Below are 17741 nucleotides of genomic sequence, written 5' to 3' on the forward strand. Positions count from 1 at the left end.
ACTTTCGCAAGAGGTCTACTATATATAGTTATAAAAAAGGTCTGCATATTTGTAGACCTTTTTTATAATGAAGAATCATATTTAGATCATATCTAAATTTTTCCTAACGCATCATTAGTTTGGCATTTTCATTTCTAAATGCACGCAGGATTTGCTGCCCTGCACGACCGGTCGGGCTTAAACCTAAACGGTTTTGTTCCTGACGAATCGCCTGACGGGTTTTATCCCCAATCAGACCATCTACCTCACCAATATCATAACCACGGTTTAACAGGAATTGCTGGATCTCGCGACGTTCCGCACGTGACGTACCTGGATCATCGGTTGGCCAAGTTGCCTGGATACTTCCTTTACCTTGTAAGCGGTCAGATAAATGTGCAATCGCTAAAGCATAACTTTCTGCTGCGTTATAGCTGTAAATAGCATCAAAGTTTTTAAAGACTAAAAATACCGGGCCATTTTCGCCTGCAGGTGCCAATAAGCCAGCCTGAGAAGATTCGGATAAATTGCCCTGTAATAGCGCAGTACCATCAGCACGCACCACACCACGGTTCATCCAACTACTCAGTGATTTTTTATTGCGTCGGCCTTCGCCTGAAACAGACATACCTTGTGGAATTTTTACTTCAAAACCCCAAGGTTGGCCAGTCTGCCAGCCACGTTTTTTCAGGAAATTGGCTGTAGAAGCCAGTGCATCAGGAATACTGCCGACTAAATCACGACGACCATCCCCATCAAAATCAACCGCCAGCTCATCATAAGTCGATGGCATAAACTGGGTATGACCAAAAGCCCCTGCCCACGAACCTTTTAATTGGTTTTCATAGACATCACCCCGTTGCAGCAATTTCATGGTGGTAAAGAACTCACCACGGAAATAACTTTGACGACGACCTTCACAACTCAAGGTACCCAAGGCCTGTAATAAAGGATATTTTCCGGAAATATCCCCAAAGTTACTTTCTACGCCCCATACAGCTACGATCGTTTCTGCCGGCACTCCATAGGCTGCGCTAATCCGGTTTAATACCTCACGATGTTGCTGCAGTTTTTGTCGACCCAGCTGTACACGTTCTTCATCCACCAGTCCGGACAGATAATCCCAGATTGGGGTCGAAAACTCAGGCTGATAATTCAACTTTTCAATCACAGAATAATCAGGTGTTAAATTTTGCGTATAACGATCGTAGGTTGAACCACTTACGCCTTGTGCAATCGCCTGACTGCGCAAATTGGCAAGACAATTCTGAAAATTATTTTGGGACGCATAATTGACCGGACTGCTCGGCACAGAAGACATATCCGTTGATGTCACACGCTGACCATTAATAATCAGTTCTGCCTGTGCCTGTGTAGCAGCTAAAACCAAAGAACCAACAAAAAGTGCAAGCCGTTGCATAAGACCCTTAAATATTTAGATTTTGAATTATGTTTCTAACTTAGCAGTTCATGATGAAAATTAAAGCGCCAATACGTAAATTTAAATTCATAATTCCTACACTTTTGAATTCATTTTGTAGCTTTTAAATTTAAAAACTTATCCACAAACTCATTTTAAATTCAAATTAATCTTATTTTTAAATTTAAATTCAAAACTCAGGAAAACACTTTTGAATTTAAAAAATTATTGTGGATAACTTACCTTTAAATCAGGATTCTTCAATCAATCAAAGACTTATGGTATATAGTATTTCTGTTTTAAATTCATTTTTATTAGAAGTAACTATTTTTAAATTCAAAACTTTAAATTCATTAATCAGCTTTTAAATTTAAATTCATATTTTTGAATTTAAATTTAAACAGCAAAGTTTAAATTCAAAGTTCAGCTTTAGATTTGAATTTATTTTTATGAATTTAAATTCAAAACCTATTTCCAGTTTTAAATTCAAACTCAATGTTAAGTTTATCCACAAGTGAATAACCTAGAATTCAGCTCAAAATAGCAGCAAATTGAGTTATTATATTTATACTCAATTGATCAGTTTACAAGCAATTGATTTTAAAAATGATCCGACCAATGGCAGGGGATTTTTAAAGAGGCGCAATCATGCCTGAATCTGGACAAATAAAAAAGCGATTACCGAAGTGATCGCTTTTTTTATCAGCAGCTTAGAGCTTAGATGGTTATATCTTCGCTCAATGCCAATGGATTCGGTAAAATCTTCGCCAGTTGACGGCATAAAGTGGTCAGCTGAGCACTATCAGTTGGCATCAAAGTGATGTGGCCAATCTTGCGACCTTCACGCTCTGACTTGTTATATAGATGCAAGTGAGCGCCTTCTAAAGCCAGGACATCTTCAGATTTGGGATGCTGACCGATAATGTTTACCATCACGGTTGGACGCACCACTTCAGTTGAACCCAGTGGCAGACCTGCGACCGCACGAACATGGTTTTCAAACTGCGAGCAAACAGCGCCTTCAATCGACCAGTGACCTGAGTTATGCACACGTGGTGCCATCTCGTTTGCATACAGGCCTGTGTCTGTCACAAACAGCTCAAGAGTCAATACACCCACATAATCCAAGTGATTCAGCAAGCGAGTGATGTAATCCTGCGCGACTGGTTGCAGATCCGCACTATTGGGTGCCGGAACAATCGAGTGCGACAGGATGCCGTTGTGGTGATGATTTTCAGCCAATGGCCAGGTTTTCACATCACCATTTTGACCACGTACCGCAATGATCGATACTTCACGCGAGAAAGTCACAAAACTTTCTGCGATCAGTTCACCAGCAAGGCCGAGTTCCGCCCAAGCCTGATCAATTTGATCAGCTGAACGTAAAACAAACTGACCTTTACCATCGTAACCACCACGAGAGGTTTTTAGCACGATCGGCAAGCCAAGCTCAGCCACGGCCACCTGCAAGCTTTCCAGTGAAGTCACCGCTTTATACGGTGCAACCGGAATTTCCAGTTCATCAAATAGGGCTTTTTCAGACAGACGATGCTGTGCGATGGCTAAAGCCTGACGTGGTGGATGCAGATCTTTGTTTTGCGTTAAAACATCGATATCAGCCAATGGTGTATTTTCAAACTCCAGGCTAAAGACATCTGCGCTATTGATAAAGTCCTGCAAGCCATTTACAGCTTTGGTGGAGAAAACCGGACCTAAAGCCGCAGAAGGGCAGTCCGTATTGGCTTCAAAGAACGTACATTGAATATTTAGAGGTAGTGCGGCTTGTGCCATCATCCGACCTAACTGGCCGCCACCAAAAATACCGATGGTTTTATCCATTGTGTTTGATCCCGTATTAAGCTTGGACTTACATTTGACCTGGAATATTGTTACTTGCGACTTTCTCGGTTTGTGCCGCGCGGAAATCTGCGACATTTTTTGCGATCTCTGGACGGGTTAAACCTAAAATCTGTGCTGCCATAATGGCTGCATTAGTTGCACCGGCAGGACCGATCGCCAATGTTCCTACGGCGATACCCGCTGGCATTTGCACGATAGAAAGCAATGAATCGACACCATTTAAGATCGAAGATTTGACGGGTACACCTAGTACTGGCAAATCAGTTTTGGCTGCACACATACCTGGTAAATGCGCTGCACCACCTGCACCGGCAATAATCACCTGAATACCACGATCACGCGCTTGTTCAGCATATTCAAACAGACGGTCCGGGGTACGGTGTGCGGAAACGACTTCGGCTTCAAATGGGACACCAAGCTGCTTGAGCATTTTGGCAGTGTGTTCGAGAGTTGCCCAATCTGATTGAGAACCCATGATAATACCTACGAGAGGAGTATCTTGTGCAGCAGCCGCATTCATTGCAAATTTTCCAGAGATTAAAGTAAGAAAGATAAATCTCGACGAGAGAGCCAAGCTTGAATAGGAATGCATATTATAGACTGATTTTTCAGCTTCATAAAATTTAACGGTCAAAGCAAGGCTCGATTTTTCTTATTTTTTTAGCGGATTCTTAAAAACTGGAATAAAAATAGGGAAGTAGTGGCTAGTAAATGATTTCAGGAACTGCGGAATACAAAATAGACACAGCCACACAGACACAGCGCTGCCCATAAATAATCCAGTTTAAACGGCTGTTTGAACAGGAAAATCATAAAGGGAACAAAGACCAGTAGAGTGACGACTTCCTGGGTAATTTTCATTTGACCTACAGCCAGTCCCTGTTGGGCTAATAATTTAGTCGCTGGAATCATCAAGCTATATTCAAACAGGGCTATCGCCCAGCTAAATAAAATCGCCTGCCACAGTGGTGCATCATGCGGCAGGAATTTGAGATGTCCATACCAGGCCAAGGTCATAAAACAGTTAGCAATCACCAGAAGAAATAGAGCCGGTAGCATCTGCATGCACTCTGCAAAAAGTTCGGGCTTATTTTACGATTTATTTTGCCAAAAGATATTCCGGAAGCTTGAAAATTTCCCTGAATTTGTCTGTGAAACAGGATTTAAAAAATCCCGCAGGAATGCTTGAACTTTGACTATCTTTTCGGTCAAAGCCTTGCTATCGTTGCTTGCAAATCGAATAAATCATGGCAACAGCACCAGTACAAAGTGATGTGTCAGGCAAAATGGAGTGAAGTAGATGCATCTGCATATTTTGGGTATTTGTGGCACCTTTATGGGTTCACTGGCATTACTGGCACGTGATCTAGGCCATAAGGTGACAGGATCGGATCAAAACGTTTATCCACCGATGTCGACCCAGCTGGAAAATGCAGGCATTACTTTAATGCAGGGCTACGACCGCAGCCATTTACAGCCGCATCCGGATCTGATCATTGTCGGCAATGCCATGAAACGTGGTATTGATGCTGTAGAATATATGCTGAATGAAGGCCTGCCTTATATTTCAGGTCCACAGTTTCTGGCAGATCATGTCCTGCAAGGTAAACACGTTTTAGGTGTAGCTGGTACGCATGGTAAAACCACAACTACCACCATGCTGGCATGGGTACTGGATCAGGCCGGTTTAGAACCTGGCTTCCTGATTGGCGGTGTACCGCTTGGCTTTTCTGAAAGTGCGCGTTTAGGTGGCGGGAAATACTTCTGTGTCGAAGCCGATGAATATGATTCTGCCTTTTTCGACAAGCGTTCCAAGTTCGTGCATTACCATCCTAAAACAGCGATTCTGAACAATCTGGAATTTGACCATGCCGATATCTTTGATGATCTGGCAGCGATCCAGAAACAGTTCCACCATTTAGTGCGTACCATTCCAAGTGAAGGCCGCATTATTACGCCAATTACTGAAACGAATATTGATGAAGTGCTAGAGCAGGGCTGCTGGACGCCTGTGGTTCGTACTTCATTAGATGCCAATGAAAAATCTGAGCTCTATGCTGAACAGCTTTCAGAAGATGGTTCTCACTTCAAGGTACTGCAACACGGTATCGTAAAAGGCGAAGTGAAATGGAATATGACGGGTCAGCATAGTGTAGCCAATGCACTAGCAACGATTGCTGCTGCTGAACATGTCGGTGTCTCTATTGAAATGGCTTGTGAAGCACTTTCAAACTTTGGCGGTGTTAAGCGCCGTATGGAACTGCTGGACACTGTACGCGGCATTGAAGTCTATGATGACTTTGCCCATCACCCAACCGCGATTGATACCACCCTTGATGGCGCACGCAAGCGTCTCGGTGAACGTAAACTGTGGGCGATTATTGAACCACGTTCCAATACCATGCGTATGGGCAGCCATAAAGATGGTTTGGCACATTCCGCGCGTCTAGCCGATGAGGTGATCTGGTATCAACCTGAAGGTCTGGATTGGGATCTGCAACCGGTAATTGACGCTGCGCCAAATAAAGCTGTAGTCGCACGTACTCTGGATGAGATTATCCAGACCGTAGTGGCTGAATCAGGTGAGGGCGATGCCGTGGTGATCATGTCCAATGGCGGTTTTGGCGGGCTACATCAGAAACTGATTAGCGCTTTAAAAGCTTAAAAATTTATATGAAAAAGCCCGTAATTGCGGGCTTTTTTATTTTAAAAATTAAATTCGCTTTCTATCTTTTCTTAAGAAAATTGAACCTCATTCAAGTTCAAATCAACTTTCTTATTTTACTATTAAAACAGCTAAAATTTATCTTTCTTCTTTTCATTATCTTTTGTTGCAATCTGAACATAAGACTCATTGCAGTCTTTGAGTGCTCTAGGCACAATCAATAAGAACAACAGCATTTCCATTCTCTTTCATTCTCCACCCTCCTGATTATTTTCCAAGGTACAAAGTCAGCAAAAAAAATAGCTTTATCTCTCTTGTTCAGACCCTCATTTCCTTAGGAGATCTGTCATAACAACAATGAAAGCCATGGTTTATTACGGCGCCAATGATATCCGCTTTGAAGAACTCCCCATTCCCCAAATTCTGCAACCTACTGATGCCATTATCAAACTTAGCAAAGTCACCATTTGTGGTACTGACCTCGGTAGCTGGAAAGGTAAAAATCCCGAAATTGAGGAGGTTGCAAAAGAAAAAACTGGCAGCTTTAATGGCCGGATTCTCGGTCATGAAGGTATTGGTATTGTGGAAGAAGTCGGTTCCGCAGTTCAAAACTTTAAAAAGGGCGAGCGGGTGATTATTTCCTGTGTCAGCCGCTGCGGCACCTGTGAAAACTGCCAGAAACAGCTGTATGCCCATTGTAGAAACGAGGGTGGCTGGATCATGGGCTATATAATTGACGGCACTCATGCCGAATATGTCCGAACCCCATTTGCCGACACTTCTCTCTATCACCTACCAGAAGGTCTGAATGAAGATGTTGCGGTCTTTCTTTCCGATATTTTGCCGACCTCCCATGAAATTGGTGTGCAATATGGTCAGGTCAAACCGGGAGACAATGTGGCGATTGTCGGTGCCGGCCCGATTGGCATGAGTGCCTTGCTCACTGCCCAGTTTTATTCTCCAGCCAATATCATCATGGTTGATGTCGATGATAACCGGCTGGAATTTGCCAAAACTGTTGGGGCCACCCATACCGTGAATTCAGCCAATGAAGATGCCATTCAACGTGTACTGTACCTCACTGAGGGGCGAGGGGTGGACTGTGCTATTGAAGCGGTGGGCTTGGAAGCCACCTAGAATATTTGCCAACACATTGTGAAAGAGGGTGGCCATCTGGCCAATGTCGGTGTACATGGCAAATCCGTCAATTTTGAACTGAATAAACTCTGGATTAAAAACCTGACTATTACCACAGGCCCGGTCAATACCAATACCACCGGCATGCTGCTCAAGACCTGCTGTTCCGGCAAATTGCCACTGGAAAAACTGGCCACCTATCACTTCAAGTTTGCTGAATTTGAAAAGGCCTATGATGTGTTTAAACATGCCTCTGACGAAAAGGCTTTAAAGGTCATGATTGAAATGACTTAGATCATTATCGGCAACAAAAAAGTCCGCATAGCGGACTTTTTTATTTTTTAGCGTCAATTAAAGATAGGGAATATAACCACGCTGTTTATAACCTTGAGGAGAAGCAAGATTGGCCTGATTTTCATCCAGACGATAGAGCAGTTCCAGGAATCCGCCCAACTGTTCCTGTTGCAGTGCATGAGGTTCAAACTGGCCTAAACCGAAACGTGAAAATAAAGAAGAAATCTCACTATGTTTATGCACATATTTCATCGACCATTCCGAGAAATGTGGACGTTCTACCGTTGCATCCTGAAAGCGAAGCACCTGATGATGGCGTGGATCACGGCAAATACTCTGAAACAGATTTTCTACCACGTCCGCTTCACCTTCCAGACATTGAAAAAACTTGCCGTGGGAATAATATAAAACCCCGTTAATCTGATGAGCTTTATTGAATTTTCTCGCTACAGATAATATATCGCTAAGATCCTGTAATAACTCTTGTTCAGATTCTATCCGCTCACTGGCGTAGCAAAGCTGTAGCATAAGGTCATCTCACTGAAGAAAGAATTAAAAGCATAATTTAATCAATTATTTTAATTTAAGTCGATCATTTTTTAAGCAAATATCCGTTTTTGCTTACATTGTTTTAGGTTTGCTTTTCCAAAGAAAACTTCTAACAATTACCTTCTGAGAGGAAATCAATGATTTCAGATATATAGCGATAATAATGAAGGAGTGAAACCTGATGTTAAAAGATCTGATTTTCACTGTAGCGTTGTTGTGTATATGTTTTATGCTTTTGATTATGCTAAATGAACTGGCCTTGACGACAGAGACCAATATTCTGCTCAGTTCAGTTTTTATAGGCTGGACGCTTTTACAGTTTGTTCGCCGTCGTATGTTTTTTTATATCAGTGTAAGCCTGACGATGGGAATACTTATGCTGTTAGGTAAATATGAAGAAGTGTTATGGAACAGCATAGGCCTGATGGCAGGTTATGGCGTATATAACCTGCTGCAGCGTATTTCTGTACCTGCACTTGAGGGCAAATTACAACATATCTCTATTTTGGATAAGTTTAATTCAATTGCTAAATAGCAGCTGCAACATCCTGTAGGCTGCGATCACGTTTAAACATGACATCTACATAGGAACACTGGGGAATAATTTTTAAACTATTCTTGCGGGCAAAATCGACCAGCACATCCAGCATTTTGCGTGCTACACCTTGACCGCGTAAGGAATTATCTACCCAGGTATGATCAGCCACGATGGTCGATGCTTCTTGCCACTGATATGTAATTTCAGCAAGACGTCGACCATCTTCCTCCATAAAAAATACACCGCCGCGTTTTGAATCTTGATGTTGAATGTCCATACTGAAGGCTGATCCCTTGATAAAATTATTGGTTTATTTAATTTAAAACATCTTCCTCAAGAAATAATATGAATTATTGTTAAGTTTTTAATATTAGATGAAATTTTTTATTTTCTTTCATCATTTCCTGTGAATTTTTTCAAATATTGATAACTTTTTATTTCTCTATTTTGCCTGATTGAGGGTGATGCAGTTTGAGTCATCGCATGTCAACCCAAAAATTTAATTTTAACTACTCCCTAATTCAGAAAGACAGGATTAGAATGCAGCATCTTTTTGCATGCAACTTCGTATGTCTGACTCATCTTCCGCTTCTTCCGTCACCAAGCAATGGATTGGTGTCATCGCTTTAGCCTGCGCGGCTTTTATTTTTAACACTACTGAATTTATTCCTGTGGCCTTACTGAGTGGAATCGGGCAAAGCTTTGCCATGTCCGCCACTCAGGCCGGCATCATGCTGACCATTTATGCCTGGATCGTGGCCTTACTTTCCCTTCCGATCATGCTGCTTACCAAAGCCATAGAACGGCGTTTTCTGCTGATGCTGATCTTTGCAGTTTTTATTTTAAGTCATGTGCTGTCCTATTTTGCCTGGAGTTTTAGCACGCTGGTGATCAGCCGGATAGGGATTGCCATCGCACATGCCTTGTTCTGGTCGATTACCGCTTCACTCGCGGTTCGGGTTGCACCGAAAGGTAAAGAGTTTCAGGCACTTGGTTTATTGGCTACTGGAACGGCGATGGCGATGGTGCTCGGTATTCCATTTGGCCGGATGATTGGTGAGGCGTATGGCTGGCGTAATAGTTTTGCCCTGATTGCGTGTCTCGCATTGATCATTTGCCTGATTCTGGCCAAAACCTTGCCATTGCTTCCAAGTGTCAATTCAGGCTCCCTCAGCAGCTTAAAAAGCCTGATCAAACGTCCAAGCCTGATGCTAGTCTTTACCCTCACCATTCTGGTGATTACGGCGCAATTTACCGCTTATAGTTATATTGAACCGTTTTCCCTGAATATCGCCCGGTTTGATTCAGCCCAAACCACGACTTTACTCTTGGTTTATGGCGGGGCAGGATTCCTAGGCTCCTATCTGTTTGGCCGTTTTGCTGCGCAGTTTCCGAAAATGACTATTCCTACTTTTACTTTTGGATTGGTTATTTCCATGCTGCTGTTATTACCACTGTCGAGCACAGTCACAGGTTTGTCTGGCCTATCTCTGCTGTGGGGTATGAGCATTATTGGTTTCAGCTTGGCCCTACAATCCAAAACCTTGAACCTGGCTGCAGATGCCACCGATGTTGCTATGGCCATTTATTCAAGCCTGTATAATGTCGGTATTGGCGGAGGAGCTTTGCTTGGCAGTATAGTCACGCTTCAGATTGGGCTATCGAACATTGGCTGGGTAGGCGCAGGGCTGGCGATCCTTGGATTTCTGCTTAGTCTTTATTTGGTTCAGCGCCTAGACTTTTTGCCCAAAGCCGCTGATTAAACGCTGCTTTTTGTAAAATAATTTGTGATTATGCATAAAATCTGTCATGCTCATCTGATATTGAGCAATTGCTCAAACAGAATTGAGTTTGAACAAGGGGAGTAGCCTCCTCCAAACGTTTAAGAATGAAATTTCAGTTTTTAAACGTGTCAGAATATCGTCATTACACTTTGCAAAAAGTCGGTATCTGAGCATCTTTAGGTCACACTTGATATAAAAAAGTGAAGCACTAAGATGTAGGCAAGACCTTGATCATGTTGTTATAGATGTTTTTCATCTGGCAGCTGGTCAAGGTTTTTTTATGGCCAGTCGTCCGATGTGGAGAATTCACATGGAAACAATTGGTACGCTCTGGCTGTATCTTGTCTTTTTCGCAATTGTCGCCGTCATGCTGGTGATCGATTTTGTCGGCTTTAAACATCAGCATGGTCAGGAAGTAAAAGTCCGTACCGCTGCCTACTGGAGTATCGCCTGGGTCAGTGTCGCGACTTTATTTGGTGGTGGATTATGGCTGTATCTGGAGCAGACTGCAGGTGCGGCAATTGCCAATACTAAGGTCATGGAATACTTTGCCGGTTATCTGCTGGAAAAATCCTTGGCAATTGATAATGTCTTTGTCTGGCTGATGATCTTTGCCGCCTTTGCCATTCCACCAGCGCTACAACGTAAATTGCTGTTATATGGTGTACTGGGTGCAATTGTGCTCAGAACAATCTTTATTTTTATTGGTGCCTGGTTTGTACAGGAATTCTCCTGGATTCTGTATCTCTTCGGTGCGTTCCTGGTGTATACCGGCTTCAAATTCCTGCGTGGTCAGCATGAAGAAGACAGCAATATTGAAGATATGGCCATTCTGAAATGGCTACGTAAACATATGCGTATCACCCCGCAACTTCAGGGCGATAAATTCTTTGTCCGTCAAAATGGTTTGCTTTGGGCAACGCCGTTATTCTTGGTGCTGATTCTGGTCGAAGCCTCTGATGTAATCTTCGCAGTCGATTCTATTCCGGCTATTTTTGCTGTCACCACCGACCCCTTCATTGTGCTTACTGCGAACCTGATGGCAATTTTAGGCCTGCGTGCAATGTTCTTCCTGCTCTCAGGTGCAGCCTCAAAAATGCATTATCTGCCTTATGGCCTAGGTTTGATTCTGGTCTTTATCGGCTTTAAGATGTTGATGCTGGATGTATTCCATATGCCGATCTGGATTTCACTGAGCTTTATTGTGATTGTCTTGACAGTGACTGCGATCTTGTCGATTCGTCATAGCAAGAAACATAACGAAACTACGCTGTAAAGCTAATCATAAAAAAAAGCCTGCTGATGCAGGCTTTTTTATTTGTCTATAAGCTCAGCTGCATACGCACGCTCTGTTGAAATTATTCGTGATTGTCTGATCTCATAAAAAATACGCATGGTTAAATATGAATGTTCATATAAACATGCTAATTTTTTCAGCTACAATCAATCGAAAAAATCAAAAAGCGCAGGTTTTAAATGTCTTCTATCATTGCAACGACGGCAATACGCGGTCGCTTCCTGGATATCAAGAATACGGTTGCCCAAGCGCGTGAAATTCACGACCAAGTGCGATATGTAGAAGATGGCTTGCTCATCAGCCAGAATGGTGAGATTCAATGGTTTGGCAGCTGGGAAGAGGGGCAGCAGCATCTGCCTGAAGGAGTGCAGGTATCTCATTATCCTGAGCAGCTGATCGTGCCAGGTTTTATTGATACCCATATCCATTTCCCCCAAACCGAAATGGTCGGTGCCTATGGTGAACAGCTACTGGAATGGTTAAATACTTATACCTTCCCGACTGAGATCCAGTTTCAGGATCCAGCTTATAGCCAGAAAATTGCACAGTTCTTTATTCAGGAACTGCTGAAGAATGGTACAACCACAGCTTTGGTGTTCTGTACCGTTCATCCGGCTTCGGTAGAAGCATTGTTCGAAGCGGCTACAGCACAGAATATGCGACTGATTGCCGGTAAAGTGCTGATGGACCGCCATGCACCTGAAGCCCTAACCGATACCGCAGAATCTGCCTATAGCGATTCTAAAGCCCTGATTGAGAAATGGCATGGTAAGGGACGTAATCTTTATGCGATTACGCCCCGTTTTGCTCCAACCTCAACCCCTGAACAGCTAGAAAAAGCAGGTCAGTTAAAAGCTGAATATCCAGATGTCTATGTCCATACTCATCTCAGTGAAAATAAAAACGAGATTGCCTGGGTAAAAGAACTCTTTCCGGAACGTAAAGGCTATCTGGATGTCTATCATCATTATGGGCTGACCGGTGCTAAATCCGTATTTGCCCATTGTGTGCATCTGGAGGAAGGGGAGTGGGATTGCATGCATCAAACCGACTCTGCGATTGCCTTCTGCCCAACCTCAAACCTGTTCCTGGGTAGCGGTTTATTTCCGCTGAAGAAAGCCTGGGATAAAGGCGTGAAAGTCGGCTTGGGTACCGATATCGGGGCAGGGACATCCTTTAATCAGCTGCAAACCCTGAATGAGGCTTATAAAGTGCAACAGCTACAAGGAGAAAAACTTTCGGCTTTTGAGTCGCTATATCATGCGACCCTGGGTGGTGCGAAAGCCTTAAGTCTGGATGACCGCTTGGGGAATTTTAATGTGGGCAAAGAAGCGGACTTTGTGGTGCTGGATCTCAATGCCACCGCTTTACAACAACTGCGTCAGAGCAGAGCCAAAAATATTGAAGAGACCTTTTTTGCACTGACCATGCTGGGAGATGACCGTAATATTGCAGCAACTTATGTCTATGGACAGGCTGTCTATGTCAAGGCCCAATAAATCGCGTCAGCGTAGGATCATTTTGGCTGCAATCGTCGCCGTCTGTGCCTTTGCGCTGAAGAGAGATTCACAGCAGCCCAAAAATTGATTACATTTACAGCAAGTAAAACAGGTGCATCTCAAGCAAGGATGTATTAAAATTGCTGCAATTCAGGTGTTGCAGGTCAACACCTTTTTTATTTTGCTATTTTTATTTTTTAGGTATCTACCCATGACCGTTCAAATGAGCGTAATGATTTCCGCTGAAGAAATTCAAGCTAAAGTCAAAGAGCTTGGTGCTAAAATCGATGCACACTATGCCAATAGTGACAAAGAGCTTGTACTTATCGGTTTGTTACGCGGTTCAGTGATTTTCATGGCAGACTTGTGTCGTGCCATTACCAAGCCACATGAACTCGACTTCATGACTGTATCCAGCTACGGCGGTGGTACGATTTCGAGCCGTGATGTCAAAATCCTGAAAGATCTGGACGGTGAAATCCGTGGTAAAGATGTGCTAGTGGTTGAAGATATTATCGACTCAGGTAATACCTTAAGCAAAGTCCTGGAAATCCTGCAAACCCGTCAGCCAAACTCAATTGAACTGTGCACTTTGGTGAGTAAACCTTCACGTCGTGAAATCGAGCTGGAAGTAAAATTCCTGGGCTTTGAAGTGGAAGACAAGTTCATTGTCGGTTATGGCCTGGACTATGATCAAAAATACCGTCATATTCCATTTATTGGTGAAATCGGTCTTTAAGAACCGGTTTAAAAGAAGTGGCTTCGTGCCACTTTTTTTATTTCTTGAATCATTTCAGTAACACAGCAAACAAAAACGCAACAGCCCGTTGCAGGACATGACTTTTTTCAGGGCTTTTCTTGCCGCAAGATAAACCTGATGTAAAAACAAAGACATGATAACAAGGAGTATGCTGATGTGGTCAATTATCGTTGCAATTGTAGTGGGTTTTATTGCGGGTCTGGTTGCACGCGCAATTCATCCTGGTGATGACAAGGCTGGATTCATTGTTACGACCCTGCTGGGGATTGCCGGTTCACTGGTTGCGACCTTTGCCGGACGTATGCTGGGCTTGTACTCCCAAGATTCTGCCGCAGGTTTCATTGCTTCAGTGATCGGTGCCATAGTCATCCTGTTTATCTACAATATGGTGACTAAACGTAAACGGATCTAAGCTCTGCTTGGAATAAGTTTCTTTCATAAAAAAAAGAGCGCCTAGATAGGTGCTCTTTTTTTATTTGCTGATCATGGTCAGAATTTTACAGGCCGAATTCTTTGAAGCCTTGTTCAATCTGTTCTGCTGGCTGAGCGCCCATGATTTTAAAACCATTCGAGAATATAATTGCTGGAGTGCCATTTACACCGAGTGATTGTGCCAGCTGTTTATTACGTTCAATCGGGTTGGCACAGCTCTTTTTCGATTTAGGCTGTATACCTTGACCAATTAGGTCTTCCCAAGCTTGGGTCGGATTTTTTTCACAATAAACTTGTTTAGATGGCGCAATTGACTGCTGTTTTAAGGGCAGGATGAAGGTATAAATGGTGACATCTTTAAGTTTTTTCAGCTCTACTTCAAGTTGTTTACAATACGGGCAATTTGGGTCAGAAAAGATGGCAAGCTGACGTTTTCCTGTCCCTCTGACTGATTTAATTGCATCCTGAAGCGGTAACTTTTTCCAGTCGACACTGTTTTGTTTGAGTAATAAATCCTGAGTCAGATTATGCTGGTCCTGGATCCGAAACATTGAACCGGCTAGGAGATGCTGGGCATCTTCATTCAGATAGACAATCTGTCCCTGCATGGAACCGCTATAGATTCCTTTCATTTCGGTAGGCTGAATATTTTGAATTTTCAGGTTGGAACTGTTTTTTGCCAGATTGGCTTTAACCGTATCCACATTGGCAAAGCTGAGGCCAGGGAATAGGGTCAAAGCCAGCAGCATATTTCTTATTTGCATGAATGTCCTGCTCAGGTCCAAGTTAAATGTGTTCCGATTTTAGTCTTTTTACAAAGAAAATTCTGACTATTTTATGTAGCGTGATTTTCAAATCAAATTACTCAATCAATTATGTTTCACGTGGAACATTGACCCTTTAATGCTGATTGATTTCCACCGAGATATGCACGATTTCTTCATGAATAGAGATCGCTTCACGGATTTGATCAGCACTAATAGGGATTCCCGTTTGAACGGCAACAAAACAGGAAAATTTACCTTTACCGACCCTCGATACATGCAGATCAGTTAAGTGTAGATCACTTCCATATTCAGCAATGACTTCACGTATTTCTTCGACCACGGGGGCATCCATATCGGCATCCAGTAAAGTCTTGGCACTTTGCTTTAGCAGGCCAATCGCCCAGCGTGCAATCAGGACTGAGCCGACAAGTCCCAGTACTGCATCGAGAAAATCCCAGCCCATATATTTTCCGGCAAATAGAGCAATAATCGCCAGAACAGAAGTCACAGCATCAGCTACCACATGCAGAAAGGCTGCTTTATGGTTCAAGTCATGATGACCATGATTATTATCATGCTCGTGATGGGAATTTCCGTGATGATGATCATGGTGATGGTGCCCATCATCATGCTGCCCATCATCATGCAGCAACCAGGCACAGGCCAGGTTAATCAGTAGCCCTAAAATCGCGATTGGAATGGCTTCGTTATAATGAATCTGAACTGGCGAAAATAGGCGTTCTACCGAATGAATCGCCATAAATCCGGCTACTACGAGCAATAAAATCGCACTGCTATAACTGGCCAGAATTTTAATCCGCCAGGTGCCCATATTAAAGCGGGGGTCATTCTTATAATGGCGGGCAGCTTTATAGGCAAAGTAAGCCAACCCCAAGGCCAATACATGTGAGCCCATATGCCAGCCATCGGCAAGCAAAGCCATTGACTGGAAGATCCATCCCCCTAATACTTCCAGCACCATCATGACGGCGGTCAGAATCGTGGCAAACAGAATCTTTTTCTGTGCGAGTGGATTACCTTCATCAAATTGATGGCTGTGCGAATCGGCGTTATGTTTTTGCATAAAAGGGAACTGTCATTAATACTCCCCCCTAGTATATTTATTTTTGGAGATTTGTGGTGAGTCATGTACATGATGATAAAAAAATATTAAACCGGGTACGGCGCTTGCAAGGTCAGATGAACGCCGTAGAGCAGTCTCTCCTGAATCCTGAAGCAGGCTGTATTCAGGTCTTGCAACAGGTTGCAGCCCTTAAAGGTGCTATAAACGGTTTGATGAATGAATTGATCGAAACCCATTTAAGAGAGCATGTCATTGGGGAAGCTGCGGTTAATGAAGAAGAATTGGCTGAGTTTTTAAAATTATTAAAACGTTATGGCTGATTGTTTAGTTCAACATTTTTGTTTTCTTTACAGCAAGATAATTGACCGCTTTTTCATCTAACCGATACACTGCCACCCATTCTCTTCTTTCTTCCACATCATTCTTTTTAAAATGTGGTGAAACTTTTACGGCAGCTACATGACAGAAAATATCTCATGGCGACCTTTCGCCATGGTCAGTCTTGCATTGATTATGGGTACTATCGGCACAGCACTGGCAAGCCCGCTTTACCCCATTTATCAACAGATCTGGCATTTATCCCCAAGCCAGATTACCTATATTTTTGTCGCCTATATGTTTGGCTGTCTGGGTACCTTGTTATTCCTGGGACGTACCAGCAACACGATTGGTTTCTTAAGAACCCTGCAAATTGGCCTGGTATTTATTAGCATCGGCTTGGTCATTTCAGTTTTTGCCGAGAAGGCGCTGATTTTGTCGGTGGGTCGTTTTATCATTGGTATTGCTTCAGGTCTGATGACCACTTCAGCAATGCTAGGCATGATGCAAACCATTCCAGAGTCTCACAAGCAGCTTGCACCGCAACTGGTATCGATTCTGACGGCCATAGGCTTTGGTTTGGGGCCGTTTGTGGGTGGGGTAATTGCGCAGTTTTCTCAAGCTCCATTAATTACTCCATACCTCCCAATTATTCTTGGGGCAGTGCTGTGTTTTGTCGGATTATTCTGGCTAAAAACACCTGCTTTTGAACGCCAGCCTTTTAGTATTGCACCGAAATTACTGCGTCCTGAACCTCAGTATCATGCTGTGTTCATGATTGTGGGATTAACTGCATTTAATGCCTTTGCTGCTTTCAGTTTATTTGCTTCACTGTCACCGTCTTTTGTGCAGGATATCTTGCCCTGGCATGGTCCTTTGGTCAGCGGTACCGCCATTACCTGCATTTTGCTGATTTCTGCTGTGGTGCAGTTCTTTGCTAAAGCTGTTCCTGCAAAGAAATGTCTGAATATTGGCTTGATGATTATGCTGGTGAGCTTGGTTAGTCTTGCGCTCTGTATGATCCTTAAAGCAAGTATCTTGTTCTTCGCCAGTGATATCCTATTCGGGATTGGACATGGTTTTGCCTTAATGGGCGCATTCGGTGTGATTCATGCGATCACAACCTTGCAAAACCGTGCAGCCGTGATGTCGACTTACCTGTTTATAGGCTATTTGGGCACGATTGTGCCGATTATCGCGGTAGGTTATCTGGCTGATCACTTCGGCTTAGGATTTGCCGTGATCAGTTTCTGTGTGGCGATCAGTGCACTCTGTCTAATCCTTTGGTTATGGCATCAAAAACTGCAGCTAAAAGCCTAATAAAAAAGCCCCCATTTGAGGGCTTTTATTAAACTATC

The 17741-nt window shown here is 43.2% G+C and carries 19 protein-coding genes; 11 read left to right on the top strand and 8 right to left on the bottom strand.

The features are described 5' to 3' along the window. Nucleotides 1-103 precede the first annotated feature (103 nt). The 4 genes from B3143_RS03895 to B3143_RS03910 all read right to left on the bottom strand — a co-directional run bounded on the left by B3143_RS03895 (nt 104) and on the right by B3143_RS03910 (nt 4318). Nucleotides 104-1399 (bottom strand): lytic murein transglycosylase, encoded by a 1296-nt coding sequence (locus tag B3143_RS03895; protein ID WP_286739581.1) that lies wholly within the window; start codon nt 1397-1399, stop codon nt 104-106. Between the two features lie 717 nt (nt 1400-2116). Next, complete coding sequence (locus B3143_RS03900; RefSeq protein WP_261635217.1) at nt 2117-3238, bottom strand: 5-(carboxyamino)imidazole ribonucleotide synthase; 1122 nt, start codon at nt 3236-3238, stop codon at nt 2117-2119. Nucleotides 3239-3266: 28 nt separating this feature from the next. Beyond that, nucleotides 3267-3779, bottom strand: a complete 513-nt coding sequence (gene purE, locus B3143_RS03905; RefSeq protein WP_004780321.1) for a 5-(carboxyamino)imidazole ribonucleotide mutase — start codon at nt 3777-3779, stop codon at nt 3267-3269. Between the two features lie 197 nt (nt 3780-3976). Further along, the gene (locus tag B3143_RS03910; protein WP_004780323.1) at nt 3977-4318 is read right to left on the bottom strand and encodes a DMT family protein; all 342 of its coding nucleotides are present in this window, start codon (nt 4316-4318) and stop codon (nt 3977-3979) included. A 241-nt stretch (nt 4319-4559) separates the two neighbouring features. Between B3143_RS03910 and mpl the strand changes: the two genes are divergently transcribed. The 3 genes from mpl (at nt 4560) to B3143_RS03925 (ending at nt 7355) form a co-directional block, all read left to right on the top strand. Then, nucleotides 4560-5924, top strand: a complete 1365-nt coding sequence (mpl, locus tag B3143_RS03915; protein WP_286739584.1) for a UDP-N-acetylmuramate:L-alanyl-gamma-D-glutamyl-meso-diaminopimelate ligase — start codon at nt 4560-4562, stop codon at nt 5922-5924. Nucleotides 5925-6281: 357 nt separating this feature from the next. Next, nucleotides 6282-7061, top strand: a complete 780-nt coding sequence (locus B3143_RS03920; protein WP_286739586.1) for an alcohol dehydrogenase catalytic domain-containing protein — start codon at nt 6282-6284, stop codon at nt 7059-7061. Between the two features lie 18 nt (nt 7062-7079). Next, nucleotides 7080-7355, top strand: coding sequence for a hypothetical protein (locus tag B3143_RS03925; RefSeq protein ID WP_286739588.1), 276 nt, complete (start codon nt 7080-7082; stop codon nt 7353-7355). Nucleotides 7356-7412: 57 nt separating this feature from the next. Here the strand turns inward: B3143_RS03925 and B3143_RS03930 are convergent, their stop codons facing one another. Then, entirely contained in the window at nt 7413-7883 is a 471-nt protein-coding gene (locus B3143_RS03930) for a BLUF domain-containing protein (protein WP_286739590.1), read from the bottom strand. Nucleotides 7884-8085: 202 nt separating this feature from the next. On the opposite strand from B3143_RS03930, the gene B3143_RS03935 reads away from it, so the two are divergent. Beyond that, on the top strand, nt 8086-8439 hold the full coding sequence (locus tag B3143_RS03935; RefSeq protein WP_286739592.1) for a hypothetical protein: 354 nt from the start codon (nt 8086-8088) through the stop codon (nt 8437-8439). Here B3143_RS03935 and B3143_RS03940 read toward each other — a convergent pair. Further along, nucleotides 8432-8719, bottom strand: coding sequence for a GNAT family N-acetyltransferase (locus B3143_RS03940; protein ID WP_004780333.1), 288 nt, complete (start codon nt 8717-8719; stop codon nt 8432-8434). The genes B3143_RS03935 and B3143_RS03940 overlap by 8 nt on opposite strands. Before the next feature lie 292 nt (nt 8720-9011). Between B3143_RS03940 and B3143_RS03945 the strand changes: the two genes are divergently transcribed. The 5 genes from B3143_RS03945 (at nt 9012) to B3143_RS03965 (ending at nt 14194) form a co-directional block, all read left to right on the top strand. Beyond that, a complete protein-coding gene (locus tag B3143_RS03945) occupies nt 9012-10205 on the top strand; it encodes a sugar transporter (RefSeq protein ID WP_286739607.1) in 1194 nt (397 codons plus the stop codon). Between the two features lie 331 nt (nt 10206-10536). After that, nucleotides 10537-11502: a TerC family protein gene (locus B3143_RS03950; RefSeq protein ID WP_004780335.1), complete on the top strand. Its 966-nt coding sequence runs from the start codon at nt 10537-10539 to the stop codon at nt 11500-11502. Nucleotides 11503-11702: 200 nt separating this feature from the next. Continuing rightward, the gene (gene guaD / locus B3143_RS03955) at nt 11703-13022 is read left to right on the top strand and encodes a guanine deaminase (RefSeq protein WP_286739593.1); all 1320 of its coding nucleotides are present in this window, start codon (nt 11703-11705) and stop codon (nt 13020-13022) included. Between the two features lie 211 nt (nt 13023-13233). Then, nucleotides 13234-13761, top strand: coding sequence for a hypoxanthine phosphoribosyltransferase (gene hpt, locus B3143_RS03960; protein WP_004780337.1), 528 nt, complete (start codon nt 13234-13236; stop codon nt 13759-13761). Between the two features lie 175 nt (nt 13762-13936). Further along, nucleotides 13937-14194, top strand: a complete 258-nt coding sequence (locus B3143_RS03965) for a GlsB/YeaQ/YmgE family stress response membrane protein (RefSeq protein WP_005233088.1) — start codon at nt 13937-13939, stop codon at nt 14192-14194. Between the two features lie 85 nt (nt 14195-14279). On the opposite strand, the gene B3143_RS03970 is transcribed toward B3143_RS03965, so the two are convergent. Both B3143_RS03970 and dmeF read right to left on the bottom strand, forming a co-directional pair. Then, nucleotides 14280-14978: a DsbC family protein gene (locus B3143_RS03970; RefSeq protein ID WP_286739595.1), complete on the bottom strand. Its 699-nt coding sequence runs from the start codon at nt 14976-14978 to the stop codon at nt 14280-14282. A 136-nt stretch (nt 14979-15114) separates the two neighbouring features. Further along, entirely contained in the window at nt 15115-16065 is a 951-nt protein-coding gene (dmeF, locus tag B3143_RS03975) for a CDF family Co(II)/Ni(II) efflux transporter DmeF (protein ID WP_286739596.1), read from the bottom strand. A 56-nt stretch (nt 16066-16121) separates the two neighbouring features. Here dmeF and B3143_RS03980 point away from each other — a divergent pair, with 56 nt between their 5' ends. Both B3143_RS03980 and B3143_RS03985 read left to right on the top strand, forming a co-directional pair. Then, complete coding sequence (locus tag B3143_RS03980; protein WP_286739598.1) at nt 16122-16385, top strand: metal/formaldehyde-sensitive transcriptional repressor; 264 nt, start codon at nt 16122-16124, stop codon at nt 16383-16385. A gap of 172 nt (nt 16386-16557) precedes the next feature. Then, complete coding sequence (locus tag B3143_RS03985) at nt 16558-17703, top strand: MFS transporter (protein ID WP_286739609.1); 1146 nt, start codon at nt 16558-16560, stop codon at nt 17701-17703. The last annotated feature ends 38 nt before the right edge of the window (nt 17704-17741 follow it).

Source organism: Acinetobacter sp. UBA1496 (assembly GCF_002324975.1).
Lineage (GTDB): Bacteria > Pseudomonadota > Gammaproteobacteria > Pseudomonadales > Moraxellaceae > Acinetobacter > Acinetobacter variabilis.

Bases quoted from the DNA above. Each gene is read 5' to 3' on its own strand.
- mpl (WP_286739584.1), top strand. From the start codon at position 4,560: ATGCATCTGCATATTTTGGGTATTTGTGGCACCTTTATGGGTTCACTG.
- B3143_RS03910 (WP_004780323.1), bottom strand. From the start codon at position 4,318: ATGCTACCGGCTCTATTTCTTCTGGTGATTGCTAACTGTTTTATGACC.
- B3143_RS03935 (WP_286739592.1), top strand. From the start codon at position 8,086: ATGTTAAAAGATCTGATTTTCACTGTAGCGTTGTTGTGTATATGTTTT.
- B3143_RS03965 (WP_005233088.1), top strand. From the start codon at position 13,937: ATGTGGTCAATTATCGTTGCAATTGTAGTGGGTTTTATTGCGGGTCTG.
- B3143_RS03945 (WP_286739607.1), top strand. From the start codon at position 9,012: ATGTCTGACTCATCTTCCGCTTCTTCCGTCACCAAGCAATGGATTGGT.
- B3143_RS03895 (WP_286739581.1), bottom strand. From the start codon at position 1,399: ATGCAACGGCTTGCACTTTTTGTTGGTTCTTTGGTTTTAGCTGCTACA.
- B3143_RS03970 (WP_286739595.1), bottom strand. From the start codon at position 14,978: ATGCAAATAAGAAATATGCTGCTGGCTTTGACCCTATTCCCTGGCCTC.
- guaD (WP_286739593.1), top strand. From the start codon at position 11,703: ATGTCTTCTATCATTGCAACGACGGCAATACGCGGTCGCTTCCTGGAT.
- B3143_RS03900 (WP_261635217.1), bottom strand. From the start codon at position 3,238: ATGGATAAAACCATCGGTATTTTTGGTGGCGGCCAGTTAGGTCGGATG.
- B3143_RS03940 (WP_004780333.1), bottom strand. From the start codon at position 8,719: ATGGACATTCAACATCAAGATTCAAAACGCGGCGGTGTATTTTTTATG.
- B3143_RS03930 (WP_286739590.1), bottom strand. From the start codon at position 7,883: ATGCTACAGCTTTGCTACGCCAGTGAGCGGATAGAATCTGAACAAGAG.
- B3143_RS03920 (WP_286739586.1), top strand. From the start codon at position 6,282: ATGAAAGCCATGGTTTATTACGGCGCCAATGATATCCGCTTTGAAGAA.
- dmeF (WP_286739596.1), bottom strand. From the start codon at position 16,065: ATGCAAAAACATAACGCCGATTCGCACAGCCATCAATTTGATGAAGGT.
- hpt (WP_004780337.1), top strand. From the start codon at position 13,234: ATGACCGTTCAAATGAGCGTAATGATTTCCGCTGAAGAAATTCAAGCT.
- purE (WP_004780321.1), bottom strand. From the start codon at position 3,779: ATGAATGCGGCTGCTGCACAAGATACTCCTCTCGTAGGTATTATCATG.
- B3143_RS03950 (WP_004780335.1), top strand. From the start codon at position 10,537: ATGGAAACAATTGGTACGCTCTGGCTGTATCTTGTCTTTTTCGCAATT.
- B3143_RS03985 (WP_286739609.1), top strand. From the start codon at position 16,558: ATGGTCAGTCTTGCATTGATTATGGGTACTATCGGCACAGCACTGGCA.